General features: G+C 40.5%; 15 protein-coding genes. 3 read left to right on the forward strand and 12 right to left on the reverse strand.

The window, feature by feature from the left end; all coding sequences use genetic code 11:
• The first annotated feature begins 70 nt into the window (after positions 1–70).
• Complete coding sequence (locus F602_RS0108045) at positions 71–1,657, forward strand: PucR family transcriptional regulator (RefSeq protein WP_018167461.1); 1,587 nt, start codon at positions 71–73, stop codon at positions 1,655–1,657.
• An 18-nt stretch (positions 1,658–1,675) separates the two neighbouring features.
• On the opposite strand, the gene F602_RS0108050 is transcribed toward F602_RS0108045, so the two are convergent.
• From F602_RS0108050 to F602_RS11125, 3 genes are all read right to left on the reverse strand, one after another.
• Positions 1,676–4,252 carry a GBS Bsp-like repeat-containing protein gene (locus tag F602_RS0108050; RefSeq protein ID WP_018167462.1) on the reverse strand — a complete coding sequence of 859 codons (2,577 nt, stop codon included), beginning with the start codon at positions 4,250–4,252 and terminating at the stop codon, positions 1,676–1,678.
• A 103-nt stretch (positions 4,253–4,355) separates the two neighbouring features.
• Positions 4,356–4,988: an AEC family transporter gene (locus tag F602_RS0108055; protein WP_018167463.1), complete on the reverse strand. Its 633-nt coding sequence runs from the start codon at positions 4,986–4,988 to the stop codon at positions 4,356–4,358.
• Between the two features lie 24 nt (positions 4,989–5,012).
• Positions 5,013–5,270, reverse strand: a complete 258-nt coding sequence (locus F602_RS11125; protein ID WP_018167464.1) for an AEC family transporter — start codon at positions 5,268–5,270, stop codon at positions 5,013–5,015.
• A 146-nt stretch (positions 5,271–5,416) separates the two neighbouring features.
• Here F602_RS11125 and F602_RS0108065 point away from each other — a divergent pair, with 146 nt between their 5' ends.
• Entirely contained in the window at positions 5,417–6,610 is a 1,194-nt protein-coding gene (locus F602_RS0108065; RefSeq protein ID WP_018167465.1) for a cation diffusion facilitator family transporter, read from the forward strand.
• 40 nt (positions 6,611–6,650) lie between these two features.
• On the opposite strand, the gene F602_RS0108070 is transcribed toward F602_RS0108065, so the two are convergent.
• From F602_RS0108070 to F602_RS0108105, 8 genes are all read right to left on the reverse strand, one after another.
• Positions 6,651–7,796 (reverse strand): mannitol-1-phosphate 5-dehydrogenase, encoded by a 1,146-nt coding sequence (locus F602_RS0108070; RefSeq protein WP_018167466.1) that lies wholly within the window; start codon positions 7,794–7,796, stop codon positions 6,651–6,653.
• Between the two features lie 22 nt (positions 7,797–7,818).
• Entirely contained in the window at positions 7,819–8,256 is a 438-nt protein-coding gene (locus F602_RS0108075) for a PTS mannitol transporter subunit IIA (RefSeq protein WP_018167467.1), read from the reverse strand.
• A 1-nt stretch (position 8,257) separates the two neighbouring features.
• Positions 8,258–10,210, reverse strand: coding sequence for a BglG family transcription antiterminator (locus F602_RS0108080; RefSeq protein WP_026183380.1), 1,953 nt, complete (start codon positions 10,208–10,210; stop codon positions 8,258–8,260).
• Between the two features lie 27 nt (positions 10,211–10,237).
• A complete protein-coding gene (locus F602_RS0108085) occupies positions 10,238–11,968 on the reverse strand; it encodes a PTS mannitol transporter subunit IIBC (RefSeq protein ID WP_018167469.1) in 1,731 nt (576 codons plus the stop codon).
• Between the two features lie 110 nt (positions 11,969–12,078).
• Positions 12,079–13,728, reverse strand: coding sequence for a phosphoenolpyruvate carboxykinase (ATP) (locus tag F602_RS0108090; RefSeq protein ID WP_018167470.1), 1,650 nt, complete (start codon positions 13,726–13,728; stop codon positions 12,079–12,081).
• Between the two features lie 359 nt (positions 13,729–14,087).
• Positions 14,088–15,902 carry a glutamine--fructose-6-phosphate transaminase (isomerizing) gene (gene glmS, locus F602_RS0108095; RefSeq protein WP_026183381.1) on the reverse strand — a complete coding sequence of 605 codons (1,815 nt, stop codon included), beginning with the start codon at positions 15,900–15,902 and terminating at the stop codon, positions 14,088–14,090.
• A gap of 169 nt (positions 15,903–16,071) precedes the next feature.
• A complete protein-coding gene (gene lepB / locus F602_RS0108100; protein WP_018167472.1) occupies positions 16,072–16,614 on the reverse strand; it encodes a signal peptidase I in 543 nt (180 codons plus the stop codon).
• Between the two features lie 57 nt (positions 16,615–16,671).
• Positions 16,672–17,289, reverse strand: coding sequence for a GDSL-type esterase/lipase family protein (locus tag F602_RS0108105; RefSeq protein ID WP_018167473.1), 618 nt, complete (start codon positions 17,287–17,289; stop codon positions 16,672–16,674).
• A gap of 86 nt (positions 17,290–17,375) precedes the next feature.
• Here F602_RS0108105 and F602_RS0108110 point away from each other — a divergent pair, with 86 nt between their 5' ends.
• Positions 17,376–18,482 carry an NAD(P)/FAD-dependent oxidoreductase gene (locus F602_RS0108110; protein ID WP_018167474.1) on the forward strand — a complete coding sequence of 369 codons (1,107 nt, stop codon included), beginning with the start codon at positions 17,376–17,378 and terminating at the stop codon, positions 18,480–18,482.
• Between the two features lie 148 nt (positions 18,483–18,630).
• Here the strand turns inward: F602_RS0108110 and pyk are convergent, their stop codons facing one another.
• Positions 18,631–20,136, reverse strand: a complete 1,506-nt coding sequence (pyk, locus tag F602_RS0108120) for a pyruvate kinase (RefSeq protein WP_018167476.1) — start codon at positions 20,134–20,136, stop codon at positions 18,631–18,633.
• Positions 20,137–20,147 lie beyond the last annotated feature (11 nt).

Consider the following 20,147-nt stretch of genomic DNA (forward strand, 5'->3'; position numbering starts at 1 on the left):
TTGCGCTTCCATTCTATATTTTTCTATATTTTTTAGATATTTTTATCCATTTTTCTAAAAAGGAGCTTGTATGCTGGTTAAAGATTTATTACAACAGAAAATTTTTAAAGATTCTCGAACGTTAACAGGCACTATCGGTTTGGAAAACCCAATCGAGTCTGTCATGATCATCGAAGCCTTAGATATAGAGAAATGGGCTGTTCGAAACCAGATTCTACTGACTTCTTATGTTGCCTTTCAGGATAAAAATTTGGATGAGATTAAAGAATATTTTGAAAAAATTTCCTCTATCGGGATTAGCGGTATTATCATAAAAATTCGTAGATTTATCCAAGAAGTTCCTAGTCATTTTATCGAACTTTGCAATAGTCATGAAATTCCATTGATTGAAATTCCTCCTACTATTACCTACGAATCCATCATTTTGTCTATTCACGAACCGTTATTGAACTACGAATCTTTTCTATTAAGAAGATATTATGAAGCTAGTAAAATTTTTTCCAATCTGGTCAATCCCCGTTATTCTTATGAGGACTTGGTGAGACGCTTTACTGATTTTACAGGCTTATCCGTCTCTCTAAAAATTCCTGAATCTAGCTTTTTCTTCCAATCGGAGTCTTTCCCGTCCCTACCAAATTATCAATATGTCGAATTTGAAGTACAAAACTTATACGCCCAACATCACTACTACCTCAGAAGTTATACTACTCCAGAAGAAATGGAAGAAATAGAATTCTATTATCTAGATATCAAAAACATCACAGATGTACGCAGATATAGTTTTCTAATTCATGTCGAAACCAAATCCATTGACCATTCTTTGATTCTAGCTATCGAAAAATTTTTAGAAGTACTCAGTCAAAAATTAGACGCTGAATATTACCGAAAAAATGAAATATTTCTACATCGCAACAAGACAATTTCTGCTATCTTATTTGACATCAATAAGGATGCCTACGATTTAAAACTTCTATTGGAGGAGATTTCTTTATTCGACCACCCTTACTATCAAGTCGTCCTCATTACCTTACCAAATCAATTTGAGAAACATCAGCTAAGACCCATCAGAAAAGCATTTGACACTATAGGTTTATCGAATGTCTATTACGAAAGTAAGAATACCCTAGTCTATATCCTCAATATTAAAAAAGAGACAGACCGCATTCAGAAGAAGACTCTCAAGACTTTGCTTCCACGAATTGACAAGGTCCATTATTTCCTAAGTAAGGCCGGTCATTATTTAGAGATTAGCCAACTCTTTTCGACCTGTTTAAAGATGAAACAGTTTAATGACTCTTTTTATATTTCAGATTTTATTGATCAAGAAGACTTAGGGATCTTTAATTTTCTCATCAGCATACCCCCTGAAAACTACAACAATATGGTGCCAGATGAATTGCTTCAACTATTCAATGACAAGCCCGATTTATTTGAAACCTTGTATATTTTTATTATCAATCACTTAAACTACGGTTCAACCGCTAAGGAATTATACCTACATCCCAAAACCATCCGCTACCGTATCAGTAAGATTACCCAACTATTACAACTAGACTTAGGAAATCCTATTCAACTAGCCAACTACACCATCGGCTGTATACTTTTAAATTTAAAAAAGAAAAAAGAGAAGACTACTGAGTCCTCTCTAGAGCAGTAACGTTTTTTACTGCTTTTTTTAATCTGAAATACGAATATAAGGCATACCTTCTGTACGATCAATAGGGTCGGTACTTGGAATGCTCCAAATATAAGCTAAACTAGTCCAGCCATTGTTGCCTGGATTATATGGATCCAAGACATAAGTCATACCATTTTGATAGCCTTTCAAAACAATCTCGTGACCACCAGACACAATATATTTACTCGGCCCCACACCAGCTGCGACATAATAACCTTGCTTCAATGCTGTTTCTAAAGCACTGTATGAATTGAGAGCAGATGCTTTAAGACCCCAGTTCCTAGCTGCCATTACAACACCCCGAGAACTTGTTCCAAAGAAAGAACGGTTGAATTCTAGAGTATGATGGTGCAGATAGTTGGCAACTTGAACTGGTGATATGCCTTGATCAGTGATAGCAGAAATAATCATGGCCATAGAAGTTGGAACACAGCCTGATGGCCCAAAAGTCCAAGCTCCATAGCGTAGACCACTCCACCTAGGATCTAATTGGGAATAATACGGTGCCTGATAATGTGATTTAGCCACATGTACAGTCGTTGTACCTAGTCCTCTCATTTGGCCATTTACTTCCTCATAGGCATGTATCTGATAAAGACCAGTTCCAGAATGAGATTGAGCATTAAAACCACCACCAAAAACTACACCTTGCTGGCGATAGCCTTCATACCATCTCAAATCATCCTGACCTCCAACTTCTGACCAAACTGCAAATTTCACGCGACCATTCGTCAAGACTGGTTTCATGGTTAAATGGTAATTTCCCATCCCCTGATAGGTGGCTTCAATGCGTGTGACATTGGCCGGTTTGTTAAACTGAACACTAGATGTTCCAACTCCGACCATTTGGCCATTACTAAGAACCAGATAAACATGGGCCTGATAGCGACCAAAGCTATAATGATGACTAGCAATAGACACTGTCACCTTGTAGTTACCATCAGCCTGCCTATGTGCTGTATACCAACGCAAATCATCTTGACCGTTGGCATCAGACCAGACTGGAACCTGAACAGATTTTAAACCACCCGGCGCAACAAGGTTGGATACGATGACATCAAAATGTAGGGTCTGAGAATTAACATTGGCAATATACACTTGAGCGGAAGGTGCTCCTAGCTCAGCCACTTGAAAATCAGAAACCACTCCAAGCCCAATCGCATCTTTGCCAAATGGTGTCTTAGCATAGATATGCGCTTGGTAGCGCCCGATAGCAAATTGATGGTTGCTCAATGGTATCAGTAGGTCAAACACGCCAGCTGACCGTTTATTGGCTGTATACCAGCGCAAATCGTCTTGTCCATTTTTTTCAGACCAGACTGGAATCTGTAAAGAGCTCACATAATCCGGAACATTCTTGACTTCAATCTTATACTGAGCATTAGAAATCTTTATGACATTGGTTGTGATAGCTGGTTTATCCAATTTGGCAGTTGCAGTTGTCAAACCAATCATTTTGCCACTTTCTTCCAAGTAGGCGTGTACCTGATATTGATCATAGCCTGCAATTTGATTATAAGGTACTGACAAGGTGCCTGTCGAAGAGGTGGTATACCATTTTAAATCATCTTGTCCATTTTTTTCGCCCCAAATAGCCAACTTAACCTTTTTATAATCTGAAACCTGATTAGAAACAAGACTCACTTGAAGTCCATGATTGGTAAATTTTGCTTCCAGTTGATGTTTGGCAGCTGGCTTTCTAATGGCAATTTTACCAGCATCAATGCCCACTGTCGGAGACGATTTGTAATTGATATAAACATGAACAATATAATGATCAGACTGGTTACTATGCTGTTTGATATCAACTGTCAACTTACCAGAAGAGGCGGACAAGGGCATCGGATACCATTTGAGGTCATCTTGACCATTTTTCTCAGACCAAACTGCTACTTGAACACTAGATACATCCGAAGGACGGTTGATATTTGTCACAGAAACATCAAATTTCCCATTGTCTTCTTGAGCCTTTAGCGTCACTTGTTGACCTGCAGCTTGCGCTACTTCCTGATGGTGCCCTAGGACTGGTTTTTCTGAAGTTACCGATTCACTCGTGCCGATGGTTGAAGCGTCTTCGGTTACAAGAGTCGTTGTTGGTTCTTGTTCCTGTGTGGTAGTTAGAGTAGATACTGTCGATAGTGATTCAGAACTTGTAACTTCCTCACTGGGACGTTGGTAGTCCAAATCCTCAAACACATACTCTTCATTGGCAGTTTTCAATTGCACAGCCAGTTTTGGCTCTGATTGAAGAAATTTCTTGGAAACTCGTGCTTCGTACAAGCCAGCCTGCACTTGAGAAAATGGCAGGCTATGTGTTTCACTATCCAGTTCCAGCTGAAGGGTTACTTCTTGAATCGTCTCCTCTCTTAGCATGTGTGGAGCTAGTGTGAAGGTCACCACTAAGTCATCATCTTCAAAGTTTGTTGTATAACGACCAGATACTTCTCGATGATCTTGGGCGGTAATGACTTGCTGATCAGGGATGTTTTCTGCAAAAACAAGAGCTGCCCCACTCATCTCAGCCAATAAAATAGCCGATAAGCTAGCAACAAGGATAGATTTTCTCAGTTTCATTTTATCTCCTTTTTAAGATAGGATAGTTCTTATTATCTTATCATTTTTTAAAACAAATTTGAATCATTCCATTTTTAAAGAAAGTAAAAAGTTCGTTTTTTACTTAAGAACCAAATAGAAGAACCAAAATGGTCATGATAAAGAGGTTAGACAGGATAGAAAGAGAGTTGAGATTGGCAGCTTGCGATGTCGTACTTCCTAGCCTCATAGCATAGACAGGTGCTACGACTGAAATTGGTGAAAAGACACAGATAATCAACATCTGTCTCATCACCATAGGGACAGGCAATAAAAAGTAAAATGCAAGAGCCGCTAGGAAGCTGACTAAGAGTCTAAGTCCTAACAGACGAAACAAATCTAGAATCTCCTGCTTGTGCAACTTCAATTCAATCATCATACCCAACATAAGCATCGCCATAAAAGGATTAGCATTGGCTGCAATATTGGTAATAGACAAGACAGATTGAGGAATGCGAAGACCTAAGGCAGCAAAAACAAAGGTTACCAGATAGACAGCAAAGGGCACAGAACCAAAGAGGTTACGGAAAATATCTCCTAGGCTCATGGCTTCTTTCTGGCGATTGAGATTAGCTGCTATGGTGAAATTTCCCCCCAAAACCATGAGGGCATTGCTAGTATCAAAAAGGATAACAGGGACCAGATAGGCTACAGGAAAAAAAGCCTGAACAAAGGGGAGAGTAAAGGTACCGATATTGTAACCTGAAATCTGTACCATACCAGCACTCTTGGCTATTATCCCTCAATTTCGTGCCTCCCAGTAGCCAACCCAATCCATGACTAAATTCATAGCAAAGCCAAGTACCAAGGGAATTACAATCCCAGAGTCCAACTGTACCTCTGAAGCAGATGTCAATAATGCAGCAGGCAAGGTAACATTCATGACAATGGCTGATAGAACCTTGGCATCTTCTCTCTTCACAATTCTTTTTAATTTCAAAAAATAACCCAGTGCGATAATGGCAATAAAACCTAGTGCACGAATTAAAATCTCTCCCATCCACAACCTCCTACAGTCTCTTTATTGTATCATATTTTCTACCTTTACAGAAATGCTTTCAAAGTTAGTAGCTATTTGAAGCCTGTGTCTCCATTTGTATTTTAATAGTATTTTTGCTAAAATGAAAAGACTGATAAGGAGATGCTATGGAAAATCAAACACAGAATTTGAAAATAGCTGAGCGAGGGGCCATTCTTTCTATATCAGCTTATATTCTTTTATCAGGCTTCAAATTGGCAGCTGGAAATATCTTTCACTCCGATGCCCTAGTGGCAGATGCTTTCAACAACCTATCGGATATTGTCGGTAATGTCACCGTTCTCATTGGATTGCGTCTGGCCCAAAAACCAGCTGACACCGACCACAAATTTGGTCATTGGAAGTTTGAAGACTTGGCTAGCCTCATCACTTCATTTATCATGTTTGCCGTGGGTTTACAAGTACTAAACACCACCATCCAGAAACTCATGTCCAAGGAAGTGGTTCAAGTAGATCTTGCAGGGGCCTGGGTAGGATTGGTGGCTGCTCTCATCATGTTAGCTGTCTATCAATACAATAGAGCTCTGGCAAAAAGGGTCCGTTCCAAGGCACTGAACGCTGCAGCTAAGGACAATCTATCAGACGCCTTAACATCCATCGGCACCTCTATCGCCATCTTTGCTGCAGCCATTCGATTTCCTATTATCGACCAGATTGCAGCCATAGTGATTACTTTTCTCATCCTTAAAACTGCGTATAGCATTTTTACAGAGAGTTTTTTCACTCTTTCAGATGGCTTTGATGAAGAACTGCTTCATCAGTACGAAGAAGATATCCTCAAACTACCAAAGATTGTCTCTGTCAAATCCCAACGCGGTCGAACATACGGCTCCAATATCTATCTAGATATCGTCCTTGAGATGAATCCTGATTTGTCTGTCTATGAAAGTCACGAAATCACCGAGCATGTGGAAAATCTGCTAAAACTTAAACACGGGGTCTTTGATGTTGATATCCATGTGGAACCCTCAGAGATTCCTCACGATGAAATCTTTGAGCATGTCTATGACAAACTATACCGTTTAGAAACACAGATACAGGCTCGAGGTATTGGTTATGAGGAGCTTTTAGAAGATAACTATCTCTTGATTGACACCAAAGGACACCATCTCAACAAAGCACAAATGCTAGAAAGTCCGTCAATAGGTAAGAGCTATCTAAAAAACTTCCAAATGATCTCCATTAGTCAAAAATCCAAACTCATCACCTTCGAAATAGATGATGATGTTCACAGCTCTCTATGGCGTCGCCATGAGAACTGGAAGGTTGTCTTTCACCAGATTACAAAAAAATCCGTTTAAAACGGATTTTTTTAAGTATAGACTTGATTCTGGCAGAGTCTTAATGCGCATCTACAACAGACACAATCTCAGCAATTAATTCTTGATCTACAAGGCAAGTCACCTCTTTCACCACTTCTGCTAAGGGTTGGGACGCTAAAAGTGACTGTAACTGACAAGACTGCTCATCTGCCTCGTCCCTATAAGCAAAGACATAGGCTACTGTTTGAAGAAGATGATGATAAGAAAGGCCTAGCTCCTTTAATTCACGAATTGGACGAATAAAACGCTCATCAAAGCCTAGTTTTCGAATCGGTGTGCGGGCAACCCTAGCCACATCATCCACGATAAATGGATTTTCAAAACGACTGATGATAACCTTATGGTAGTCTACCAAGGCTTGCTCATCAAAGCCCCATTTAGCGATGAGGAGGCTACGAATCTCAGCAAGGACTCCTTCCACCTTGTCCTTAACCGTTATATTTTGTAGAGCTTCTAGAATCGTTTTAGCTCCATAGTAAGCACCTGTATAAGCAGAAGTCGCATGACCAGAGTTGACCGAGAAAAGTTTACGCTCAATAAAAGGTTCCAATTCTGCCTCATAGTGCACCTTTTCCAAAACTAGGCTTGTGTTTTTCATACCACGGGTTTCTACAACCCACTCATTAAAAGGTTCAACGACTACAAACAAAGGATCTTCATGACTTTGAGCTGGTACGATACGGTCGACAGCTGCATTCGGGAAACCGACATACTCTGTAGAAAAAGCCAAACCAGCTTCAGACAAGTGCTTCTTGACTTCTTCATAAAGAAACTGGGAGCCACCAATCATGTTCTCACAAGCCAAAATATCTAACGGTTCCTGATTACCAGCCGCCTGACGAGCTTCAATCCCTTGCGCTACCAAACCAGCAATAAAAGGCAAAATATTGGGTCCGATGGCCGTCGTAACAAGGTCCGCTTCTGCGATAGCTGCAACAACTGCTTCTGGATTCTTAGCGTTGTTGATCCCCCTCACACCTGAAACCGAAATATGACGTTGTCCTTCTTCTGCAATTTCAATCTCATAACTACCACGCGCATTTAAGGCATCGATAATAGTGTCATTGACATCGACAAAGGCAATCTCAAAGCCATTTTCAAAAAGAATTTCGCCAATAAAACCGCGACCGATATTTCCTGCACCAAAATGTACTGCTTTTTTCATTTTTCACTCCTTCTCAGGAAACTTAGTCCACAGTATTCAGCAATGCTACCACTTCATCTACTGATTGGGCATCTGCCAACTTGACAACATTGTCCACATCTGCACAAAAGATGGAAATCTTTTGGATAATTTCTAGATGCTCATCACCTAGACCTGCAATACCAAAGAGGATAGTAGCCACTTTTGGGTCTTCTTCTGTACCAAAGTTTACTCCAGAAGGAACCTGCACGATGGTTATAGCTGATGAAAGAACTTCTTTCTTTGCTGCATCTGTACCATGGGGAATTGCAATAAAGTTGCCCATATAGACAGATAACTCTTCATTACGTTGAATCATGGCCTCAACATAAGCTTCATTGACATGGCCTGCTTCAAAAAGTTGTTGGCCACAATAGCGGATGGCCTCTTCCTGATTTGCAAAGGACTGATTGAGTTTGATTAGTTCTTTTTGAATTTCCATCTTAATTCTCCAATTTCTTTATTTTTTCGGTAAATATAGCATTGAGTAGTTGATAGATAATCTCTTGATTACCTGTTCGGTATATTTCTGTATAGAGATTATTTTCAATAATAGACTGACTAATAGCGGTCATCATCTCTCGGATTTCCTCTTCATCATCAACCTTAGTCAACATAACCAAAATCCGCTGAACTTGTTCATACTGGTGATTCATAGAAAGGGCTGATACCGGCTGGGATAACTCAACCACTAAGAAATGACTTTCTGTAACCGTATGAGACTGGGTATGCAGAAGTGCCAGATTCGTATTTGGAATAGCCAGTGGGCTAAGTTCAAAGCGAGACAAGAGTTTGTGTACCAAGTAGCCAACATCCGTTACAAAATCTAATCTTTCTACAATCTGTTCAACACTGTCTTCAAAACTTGGCTGATTGTTCAAGATTGAGAGACTAAAATTACGCAAAATCTGACTGCTAGCTACAAGGTATTTCTGCAAATCATGACTTTTTTTGCTGACCAATTCCTGACGTTCTGCCACAGTTCGATTCTCCTGAATTTGCTGTAGTTTGTCCTGCAAATCCAATATTTCCTGTGTACTAGGAAAAGTTGAAATCAAATCAATCTCCCGATTAGGAATCGGCCTAGTCGTCAAACAATAGTCATATTGCCCCGTATCCACCATAGATAGATTGCTCGTACTCTTGATATCAATCCATTCGACAAAGGGGGCAATATTTTTGATTTTTGAAACCAAAACACTGGTCGTCAACGGTCGCTCATCTGTCACCAAGAGCAGACGGATAGGATAAATATCTGGACTCCTTCTGAGACTCGAGGCAAAATGCAGAGTAACGAGCTCATATTCGTATTCATTTTGGATAAAAGCTGGAAAAATATCCCGCATAACTAAACTAACTATACTGTGCAGAAACTGATTCTTTTGAGCTGCTAAGTAAGCCACATTAGTTGTTGCCCGCTCCGGAAAAAGAAACGGAACCGCTAAACTCAACCGCATATGGTTAAAGAGCAACTGAAAAAGAAGCTTGTCCTTGAAAAAATCAATCTTCGTAAATCGGGATACAGCGTCTACCATCTGCGAGATACTGTAGTAAAATTCACTATCAAATTTTTCACGAAAAAGAGGAATCTCCTGGCGTTTAATGATGATTTCATCTAAAATGTTGGCAAAATAAACAATCTCCTGCAGATTGAAAAACTTCTTACTTCTCTTAGCCAAGTCGGAAAAGATGCGCTTAGAAAAATCCAGTGCCTCCTTTGATACATTAACCGCTGGGACTAGCTCATCTTGATTATCAGCTAAAGCCAATAATATCATGAGAAATTGCCTAAGCTTTGAATCTACTTCTCCCAATAGATACTGATGTTCTTCAAAAATCTGACGAGCAGCCTGAACTTGCTCAGCTTCCAAAATAGGAAACTCTGGATAGTCGTCCTGCCAAAAATTCTGTATAGAGATTGCATTACTCAGCAAGATAGCTAGAAAACGACGCTTCTGAGCAGTTGCCCCCACCACCTGATAACCTCTTTTACGCTGAATAGACAACTCAAATTCCTTGAGGCGCTTTTCTATTTCTGCTACATCCTGAATGACCGTTACATTTGATACCCAGAAGCGCTCCTGCAACTCCTCATTGATGATCGGTTCTGCACTCGTCAGTAGAAGATAGGATATCAATACCAAACGTTGGCTGGCTGATACTTCCTCTGTTGATTGAGATTCTTCCAAAACAGACAAATCTCCTGATAAAAAGTATTTGCGTCCATCCTTGATAAGCTCGATATTCTGTTTTTCTAGAGTTAGCATCAAATCTGATAGAGTTCGATAAACTGTGCGAGAAGAAACCTGCAAGATATCCGCCATCTCTTTCAACGAAAGCTTTCCTACTTGGAGGAAAGCTTTCACTAATTGTTTTTCACGTTTTGTTAATAGCATATAATTTGATTATACTACTTTAATGACTTATTTGTGCATTCTTGCTACCATCTTGTCGTACTCTGGAGTTGTTACCAGACTATCCACTACTAAAAGTTGCGCATCTGGAGCAGCTGCTTGAACTTGAGCCTGACGGGCAATGGTAGTGACAATCAAGATATTTTTAGCATTATGATCTTTCAAATCAGCATATGGCACTGTTGCTACTGGAGTTGCAATCCCCTTGTTCCTAAAGATTGCACGCAAAGTTTCTTGGCCCATCGTAGCAGAACCTTGCTCTTGTCCATAAGCAAAGACGACTTCATCAATGTAATTGAGGTCAACTTCAGCTACAGCTTGAACTGAAGTTGTCTCAGGCTTTGGGGAAACATCACCCGCCAGTTGAGCAATAATTTCATCATATTTAGGGGAGGTCAAGAAGTTGTCCACTGCTACGTGAGTTGCACTTGGTGTGCGTTGAGCTGCACGAGCTACCAGTTCTTCTTGAGTTACAATGAGCGTATTTGGTTCATCAGTCAAGTTTGCAATAGCCTTGTTGGTGACTGGAATGCTCAATCCAGCCTTTTTCACCTTATCACGCAAGAGTGACGCACCCATGGCTGAGCTACCCATTCCCGCATCGCAAGCAAAAATAATTTGCTGGATAGAATCAGCAGAAACTGATATAGCTTGTCCTTTGGCTTGTGCTTTAGCAGCTTGAGTTGCAGCTTGTGCGTCTTCCAGTGATTCACCTTCTGACTTATCTGCTTTCAGGATAACTGAAGCCACAAGGAAGGATACTACAGCACCTGCCAAAACTCCTAGAATAACTGAAAGATGAGTTCCTTTAGCAGCCATTGTCAAGATAGCAAAGATAGAACCTGGTGAAGCCGCGCCTGATAGACCAGAACCAAGCAATTGATTGACAAAAGTACCTGAGATACCACCAGCGATAACAGCTAGGAAAAGCAATGGTTTCATCATCACGTATGGGAAGTAGATTTCGTGGATACCACCCAAGAAATGGATAATAGAAGCTCCCCAAGCAGAAGATTTTGCAGAACCTTTACCAAATGCCATGTAAGCAACCAAGATACCTAGACCTGGACCAGGATTGGCTTCGATCAGGAAGAGAATAGATTTACCGGTTTCCGCTACTTGATCTGCACCAAGTGGAGTAAAGATACCATGGTTGATAGCATTGTTCAAGAAGAGAATCTTGGCAGGTTCTACCAAAATATTAGCCAGTGGCAAGAGTTGCATATCGACGATGGCTTGCACACCATTACCAATAGCATCTGTCAAAGTCGAAACGATTGGTCCGACAGCCAGATAAGCAAATATAATAAGGGCAAAACCAATCAAACCAGCAGAGAAGTTGTTGACCAACATTTCAAAACCTGGACGGATTTTCTCTTGGAAAGCTTGGTCAAATTTCTTGATGCACCAACCACCAAATGGCCCCATAATCATGGCACCGATAAACATTGGTACGCTAGCACCAGCAATCGCACCAAAAGTAGCAATCGCACCAACTACTGCACCACGCTGACCGTGGACCATGTGACCACCAGTATAGCCAATCAAGAGTGGCAAAAGATAGGTAATAGCTGGACCAACAATAGCTCCTAACTGTTCATTAGGTAACCAACCAGTCGGAATAAAGAGAGAGGTCAAAACACCCCAAGCGATGAATGCCCCGATGTTAGGCATAACCATGTTTGATAATGAAGTACCGAGTTTTTGAACCCGAACCTTCAAAGAAGATTGTGTATCCATTTCTTCTTCTCCTTCTTTTGTGATAAGTCTATTGTACTATGTCTTCTCTGTCAAGAACACTCAAACCTTGTCACAGTTTTTGTGACAAAAATGGACCACTAGACTATTTCTTATGTCTTATTCTTCAGTCGAATGATAAGATCCTCCAGTCTTGAAATAGCTTCTACTGGTAATGGGGTCAAAAGATTATTTTGATTAAAGGAAAGTAGAAAATTGAGTCGCAACTGCATCCTCTCCCGCAAAAGTTGCTTGTATCTATCATCAAAAGCTGCTAAGGGATAATCTGGCAGTTCCAAATAGGAAAGATAAGTAATCTCACCAAAGGCTTTGAAATTAGCAGTTCCATCTACCACCTGCTCGATAATATTTAGGGTCACTTCCTTGGGAATACTTTTGCCCATATAAAAACCAGTATTCAGAATATAGCAGTCTACACCCGATTCAAATAGGGTCTGAAATTTCTGATAGTCTTCCACTAAAGGATAAACACGAAATGGATTGGCATAGGGCTCAATAACCAAGGACTGATAGTTTTCCTTTGTATTTTCAGCAGCTGAGCGCTTGGTCATCAATGTACAACCCATGGTAGCAGCCAATACAGGATCATCAACCTTGATTAAAGGTGGCAAGGAGTCATCCTTCATAATCCAATAGATAGCTTGGATGGGTTCAGCAATCTTGTCGACCCGATTGGGTGTAGAAAAACGAGATTTAACTGTTCTACCATTGCCATTACGAATATCTTCTGTCACTAATTTTTTACGGCCATTCTCATCCAAAGTCACACCACAGTTTTGAACAGATACAAAAAAATCTTGCTCGGGATGACCAGCCGGGTAATCATTTGTTTTATCAAAATAAGCCGGTTCTAGGGCAATCGAAGAACCGTTTGATTGAGAGACGACGAAAGCATCGTCATGCAATACCTTGATATCATATTTGCCTTTATGCTTGGCGTGGGTCAGAGTGGACTTACCAGAACCTGATAAGCCAAAAAAGGAGGCTACATAGTCTAAGCCATCTGTTTTCTTGAAAATCTTGAGTCCCCCATGACAGGAAACAAAACCATTTCGCGCCGCAATCCCCCAAGCCAAAGTTAGAGTCGCCTTTTTTAATTCTCCAAAATAATTCAGACCTAGAACAATGACGCAATTATGGACAGTGTCAAAATAAGCCAGACCATCGGGATAATCTGGGTGTTTCCACTTTGGATTAAAAAAGATATAGATATCATTCTCATTATAAACCTTAGATTGCTTGAGACGATCCTTGTATTCCTCGTTGATAATCTGAAAATTGAGTAACCAGGAGTAGAGATTGGCTACTTCCGTTTCAGGTACCATCAGGTGGGCACACACCATAAAGTCCTCATCCAAACCCACAATAGCATCCGCTTTATAAAACTGCTGCTGTTGTGACTGGAAAATAGCTGATCGAATGATTGGAAGCAAAACCTTGTCTTCGTCAGGATTTTGACCAAAAATTCTACGTGCTTTGGCCGTCCGCCCCACTATCGCACCAGAATTGGATAACAAGACCCGGGCATAGGAAGGCAATCCCAACTCCCCTGTATGAATAACTGGTATATCCAAGACAATACTCCCTGGATCCGAAGCAGCCAACTGATAAGCTTCTTCCATACTCTTGATAGCTGAAACATGATTTGCATAAAAAGCTGTCTCAATAGTCGTTTTCAAAGCTGAAAAATAGGGAGATTGATGCCCAATCTCATCTTTGGAAAACTTCCGACGTGTCACCATAGTGGGCTCCTTTCTTGAACTATGAGTACATTTATTATAAATTAAAAAAGCGCTTTCATAAAGAAAAAACCAAAACTTTGTGCTATTTTTCTCAAAATCCCGAACCATTTTCATCTAAAATAGAAAAGAGCACTTTTTCTACCTTTCATAGGCAAGATATTCACACTTGGTTCACCACAGCTCCAAACTATTTTTTCCTTGTAAAGACGAGCATGACGGATAGTATGCAGTATCACTCCAGATTGTATGCTTACTATTTCACTTCCTCTAATAAAAGAAACTTGATATGCCCTATCCACTGTTACCTATAGATTAGTATTTACGGATAAAAGCCCTAGTTACCTAGAGCTTTTAAATCTTTATTCAACTGTTACAGCCTTAGCTAAATTACGTGGTTTATCCACATCTAAGCCACGTTGCAAAGAGGCATAGTAGGCAATTAGTTGTGTTGGGATAACCATAGCAATGCTTGAGAGATACGGATGAACCTGATTCACAACAATATCATCATCCTCACGGGCTAGGCCTTCCTCAACGATGGTCAGAATATTAGCACCACGCGAAACTACTTCGGCAATATTGCCACGTGTATGAGCAGCTGTCACCTCATTTGCAGAAATCAAGGCAATAACTGGTGTACCATCTTCAATCAAAGAAATGGTTCCGTGCTTCAACTCGCCTGCTGCAAATCCTTCACACTGGATATAAGAAATTTCTTTCAATTTTAAGGCTGCTTCGATGGTGACATAGTAATCATTGCCACGCCCAATATAGAAAGCATTGCGGGTGGTAGACAAGAGTTGTTGAACTTTATCAGCAATCATGTCTTTTTCAGAGAGTGTTGCTTCAATGGACTGTGCTACGATAGACAGCTCATGGACCAAATCAAATTCCAGAGCTTCTTTCTTGCCATTCGCTTCACCAACTGCTTTTGCAAGAAAAGACAGAGCTGCCACTTGGGCTGTATAAGCTTTGGTAGATGCAACTGCAATCTCAGGTCCAGCATGGAGCAGCATCGTATAAGTTGCCTCACGCGAAAGGGTCGAACCTGGAACATTGGTGATAGTCAAGCTTGGAATACCCATTTCATTCGCTTTAACCAAAACCTGACGGCTATCGGCTGTTTCACCAGATTGGGTTAAGAGGATAAAGAGTGGTTTTTCACTAAGAAGTGGCATGTGATAGCCCCACTCAGACGCTACTCCTAGCTCAACTGGTGTATCGGTAAGAGCTTCTAGCATATTTTTAGAGGCAAATCCAGCATTGTAAGAGGTACCAGCAGCTAGGATATAGATACGGTCTGCCTCCTGAACTGCCTTGACAATATTTGGATCTACTTTCATACTGCCGTCTTCATTAGCATAAGTGGAAATCAGTTTACGCATAACAGTTGGTTGCTCATCGATTTCCTTTAACATGTAAAAAGGATAAGTCCCCTTACCAATGTCAGATAAGTCTAACTCAGCTGTATAGGGTTCGCGTTCTACTGGATTACCTTCATAGTCCTGAACTTGAATAGACTCTTTCGTCACAATCACCAACTCTTTATCATGGATTTCCATAAATTGATTGGTTTCGCGAATCATGGCCATGGCATCCGAACAAACCATATTGTATCCTTCACCCAAACCAATCAATAGAGGAGACTTGTTTTTAGCAACATAGATTATATCTGGATTTTCAGCATCTAACAGGGCAAAGGCATAGGAACCTTCAATGATATGAAGGGCCTTTTTAAAAGCTTCTAAGACTTCTAGTCCCTCTTCCTCAACAAATTTACCAATCAAATGAACAGCAATTTCAGTATCAGTCTGACCCTTGAAATCATGGCCGGACAGATAATCTTCCTTCATCTGCAAGTAGTTTTCAATCACTCCATTGTGAACCAAGACAAAGCGCCCAGTTTGGGATGTGTGAGGATGAGCATTATCAACGGTCGGTTTTCCATGGGTAGCCCAGCGAGTATGACCGATACCTGTAGATCCAGCAATGTCAATGCCGATTTTAGCACGGAGGTCAGCAATACGACCAACTGACTTGATCAAGTTTCCTTTTTGTCCTGTTGTTACAAAAATCCCAGCTGAGTCATAGCCACGGTATTCCAACTTTTCAAGTCCCTGCATTAAGATATCTGTTGCATTACGACTACCTACAACACCAACGATTCCACACATGTTATTTACACCCTCTACATCTTGGTAGAGTTCCTTTATATTAAAATTGGTATAGTCTGATTTTATATTAAAAAAACTAACAAACATAGTATATATCAACTATTTTTTTATGTCAACAAAAAAATTGGTATAGTCTGATTTGGTTTTTTAGTACCTAAAAAAACTAGCTCTATTGAGCTAGTCCATTATCAATAAAACCAAACTGGCTAATGGGTTTCAAGCGGAAAGTCAAAGGACCAATAATTTGTTTTTGAGAAATCAGCCCAAATTGACGACTATCACGCAAGTCTGTCCGTTTGTCATTTAAAATAAGATACGACCTCTTTGGTATCACCGTATGCTGACCTTCTGTCAGAGTTTCAATCGTCATATCCTCAGTATAGTATTCAGCATAACCATGAATTTTCAAATAATCTTCCGGGATAATTTCATTATTGCGATAGAGAACGTCGTAGAGATAGGTCACATCATCTCCTTCCATTGCAATGACACGCCCAACATACTTTTTCTTATCCACTTTGTAAAGGACAAAGTCACCATACTTGATTTTCTTGCTACGATCTGCGATGATAACATCTTTTTCTACCAAATACTGGTTAGCCATTTGTTCATTAATAGTGACTGGTTCATACACCCAGATCCGAAGGGCAACCAAGGCTAAAATAGTGGCAACTATCAAGCCAATAAATCCATATAAATCTCTTTTTACCATAATTTCTCCAATTCCTTTGTATTAGTATATCATATTTCATGAGAAAATGGATAGCTCTTATTCTCTCAGAGCTGAAAAGATGGCTTGAGCGATGACACGATTCCCAAGTGGAGTCAGGTGCAGACCATCACTGTAAAATTCTAACTGACCTTCAGTAATGGGATAAAGATTGACAAAATGAACATCCAGTTCCCGAGCTATATTCTCTACAATATGTTGAATCTCGTCGCGTACTACTGCGTTATTCAAACCAAACCGACTGGTAGGTACATAAGGCGGTGCAACAATGAAAATATCTGGCTGGCTAGAAAGGTTCATATAGGCTTTGACAAAATCACGATATTCCCTGATAAACTGTTCCTTGTCCCAGTAGGCTGCTCGACTATCATTACTCCCAATCATAATAATGACAATATCCGCATCACTTTCCAGAGATAGCTGAGCATTTTTTTCCTTCAAATACGGATAATCGGAGGTGGACAGGAGAGAGCGGCCACTCATCCCAAAATTAGACACCTGATAGTGAGAGCCCAATAATTCTAATAAAATACTAGGATAGGCATCTTGCTTACGATTTTCCAAGCCATAACCATAAGTCAGACTGTCTCCGACTGCTGCAATTTTAATGGCACCCTGCCCCAAAGTCATGACTGAAGGATTCATCACATCTTCCATTTTTTCACTTCCTCTTCATTCAATAGTCTTATTTTACCATCTTGAGGCCAATATGGAAACTAGGGAATTTGTGATATACTAACACTATGAAAAAAGAAATCGTTATTATTGGTGGAGGTATTGTTGGTTCCACTGCTGCTTTTTATCTTTCCTATCATGCTGATTACCAAATTACGCTGATTGACAATGGACAAGGAACAGCTACACGGGCTGCTGCTGGGATCATCTGCCCCTGGCTTTCTCAAAGACGCAACCAAGACTGGTATCACTTGACAGCCCAAGGTGCCAACTTCTATTTGCAGTTAATGAAGGATTTGAGCCAGGCGGGAATGGAGCAACTTCCCTATCACCAGACAGGTACTCTTGTCTTTAAGAATCAGCCACATTTATTAGAAAAACTCTATCGACTAGCTATGGAGAGAAGACAGAAAGCAGAAATGATTGGCTACTTAGAGATTGTTGAGGTAGAAAACTTGAAACAATTCATTCCAGTCCTAGAGACTCAACAGGGTGCTGTACTGACAAGTGGTGGCGGTCGACTAGATGGTTCTGCCTTACTCGATAGTTTACAAGAACTCTTTATTCAAAATGGTGGCACTATCATCAAGGGTCAGGCACAGTTGAGCTCAAAGAAAACCGTCCTAGTCAACCATCAGGAACTATCCTACGACCAAGTCATTTTGAGTGCTGGGGCATGGCTCCCTCAAATCTTGGAACCACTGGGATACAAGGTGGATATCAAGCCTCAAAAGGGGCAACTCTTAGAAATCACAACTGATTTCTCGACTACTCAATGGCCGGGCTGTATGTTACATGGCGAAATTGACATCTTACCGTTCGAACAGGGAAGGCTGGTTATTGGCGCTAGTCATGAAAACAATATGGGCTATGATCTGGAAGTGGATGAGCAACTGATAACGGATATGAAAACCACAGCCAGTCAGTTTATCCCATCACTAGAAAACTATCCCATTTCAAACACTCGAGTCGGAATACGTGCATACACATCTGACTTTTTACCATTCTATGGTGCACTAAGCGTTCAACCTTCCATTTGGGTAGCTAGTGGTCTTGGCTCATCTGGATTGACCTCTGGACCCTTCATCGGTTGGCAAATCGCTAGAGAAATCCTTGGATTAGAAAATCCCTTTGATATGAGCCCTTTTTCACCAGATAAGTATATAACAAAATAAGAGTCTGGGATGGACGCCCTAGACTCTTATTTGGATATGCAGCTGAAACTAACCATAGAATGTCTGCTTCTATCTATTGACCTATTGATTGTGATTAAAAAGGAAGAGTTTTCAAAACCCTTCCTTTTCATTTTACTATTTTAAGGCATTACATTACGGTGCGGACACGCATGGTGTTCGTTGAACCAGCTACACCCACTGGTACACCGGCTACGATAACGATGTTGTCACCTGGCTTAACAAGACCTTGCTCAAGTGCCACTCTTTCAGCCAATTCAAACATATCATCCGTTGATTTTGGTCTAGCAGTTACAACTGGGTTAACTCCCCAAGCAATCATGAGTGATTTTTGAACTTTCTCAGTGAAAGTGATTGCCAAGATATCTGCATCTGGACGATACTTAGAAATTTGACGAGCTGAGAAACCAGTTTCAGTCACTGTTACAACCAATTTAATGTCCATTGAGTTGGTTGCATCCTTAACGGCAGAGGCAATAACTTCTGTCTTAGAAGTACGATCAAAATGCGATGAATCCAAACGACCATACTCTCTCAAAAGTGTTTGAGCATTCTTATCAATGGTTGCCATAGCACGAACAGATTCGACTGGATACTTACCATTTGCTGATTCTCCAGAAAGCATTGTTGCATCTGTACCATCAATAACCGCATTGAAAACATCAGAAACTTCAGAACGAGTTGCACGTGGCTTTTCAGTCATCGTTTCCAACATGTTAGTAGCTGTGATAACTGCTTTACCAGCTGCGTTGACTTTGGTAATAATCATTTTTTGGTAAACAGGAACCATTTCGAATGGAACTTCAATACCCATATCACCACGAGCAATCATGATACCATCTGAAGCAGCGATGATTTCATCAATATTATCGATACCTTGTTGGTTTTCGATTTTCGAGAATAGTTGTACGTGCTCATTACCAGTTTCTTTCAAGATATTGCGTACTTCTTCAACATCTTTAGCCGTACGAACGAATGAGATAGCAATGAAGTTCAAACCTTGTTCCAAACCGAAACGAATATCTGCATTGTCACGTTCAGCCAAGGATGGGAAAGGAATCTTAGTGTAAGGGATGTTTACACCCTTTTGTTTGGCAATAATACCGTCGTTTTCAACAACAACAACAAATTCACGTTTGTCTGCATCTTTTTCGATGATACGGAGGCCAAGTTTACCATCATCAATCAAAACTTGCTTGCCAACTTCAACATCATCAAAAACATCAAGAGCACCAGCAACATTCAAAGCGATCAACTCACGTGTTGATTTCAAGCCTTGCTTCGTAGCAACACGAATGACTTCACCTGTTTTGTAAGAGTATTCTTTTGCATCATCTGCAAACAATTCTGTACGGATTTCTGGCCCTTTAGTATCCAAAAGGAAACCAACTTTTTGGCCAGCAATTTCTTCTGCGCGACGCACAATCGCCATACGAGCACCTTGTTCTGCATGGTCACCATGTGAAAAGTTAAAGCGGAAGACATTCGCACCTTCTGTGATTAATTGAGCGATTTTTTCAGCTGAAGCTTCAACATCTAGCGCTTCTCCCCAATAACCATCATCTCCAAATTTTTTACCACCACGGAATTCTACCGCAGGACCAAGGGTTGCAACGATTTTAACACGTTTAAACATTATAATATTAC

It is taken from the genome of Streptococcus minor DSM 17118 (assembly GCF_000377005.1).
Taxonomy (GTDB): domain Bacteria; phylum Bacillota; class Bacilli; order Lactobacillales; family Streptococcaceae; genus Streptococcus; species Streptococcus minor.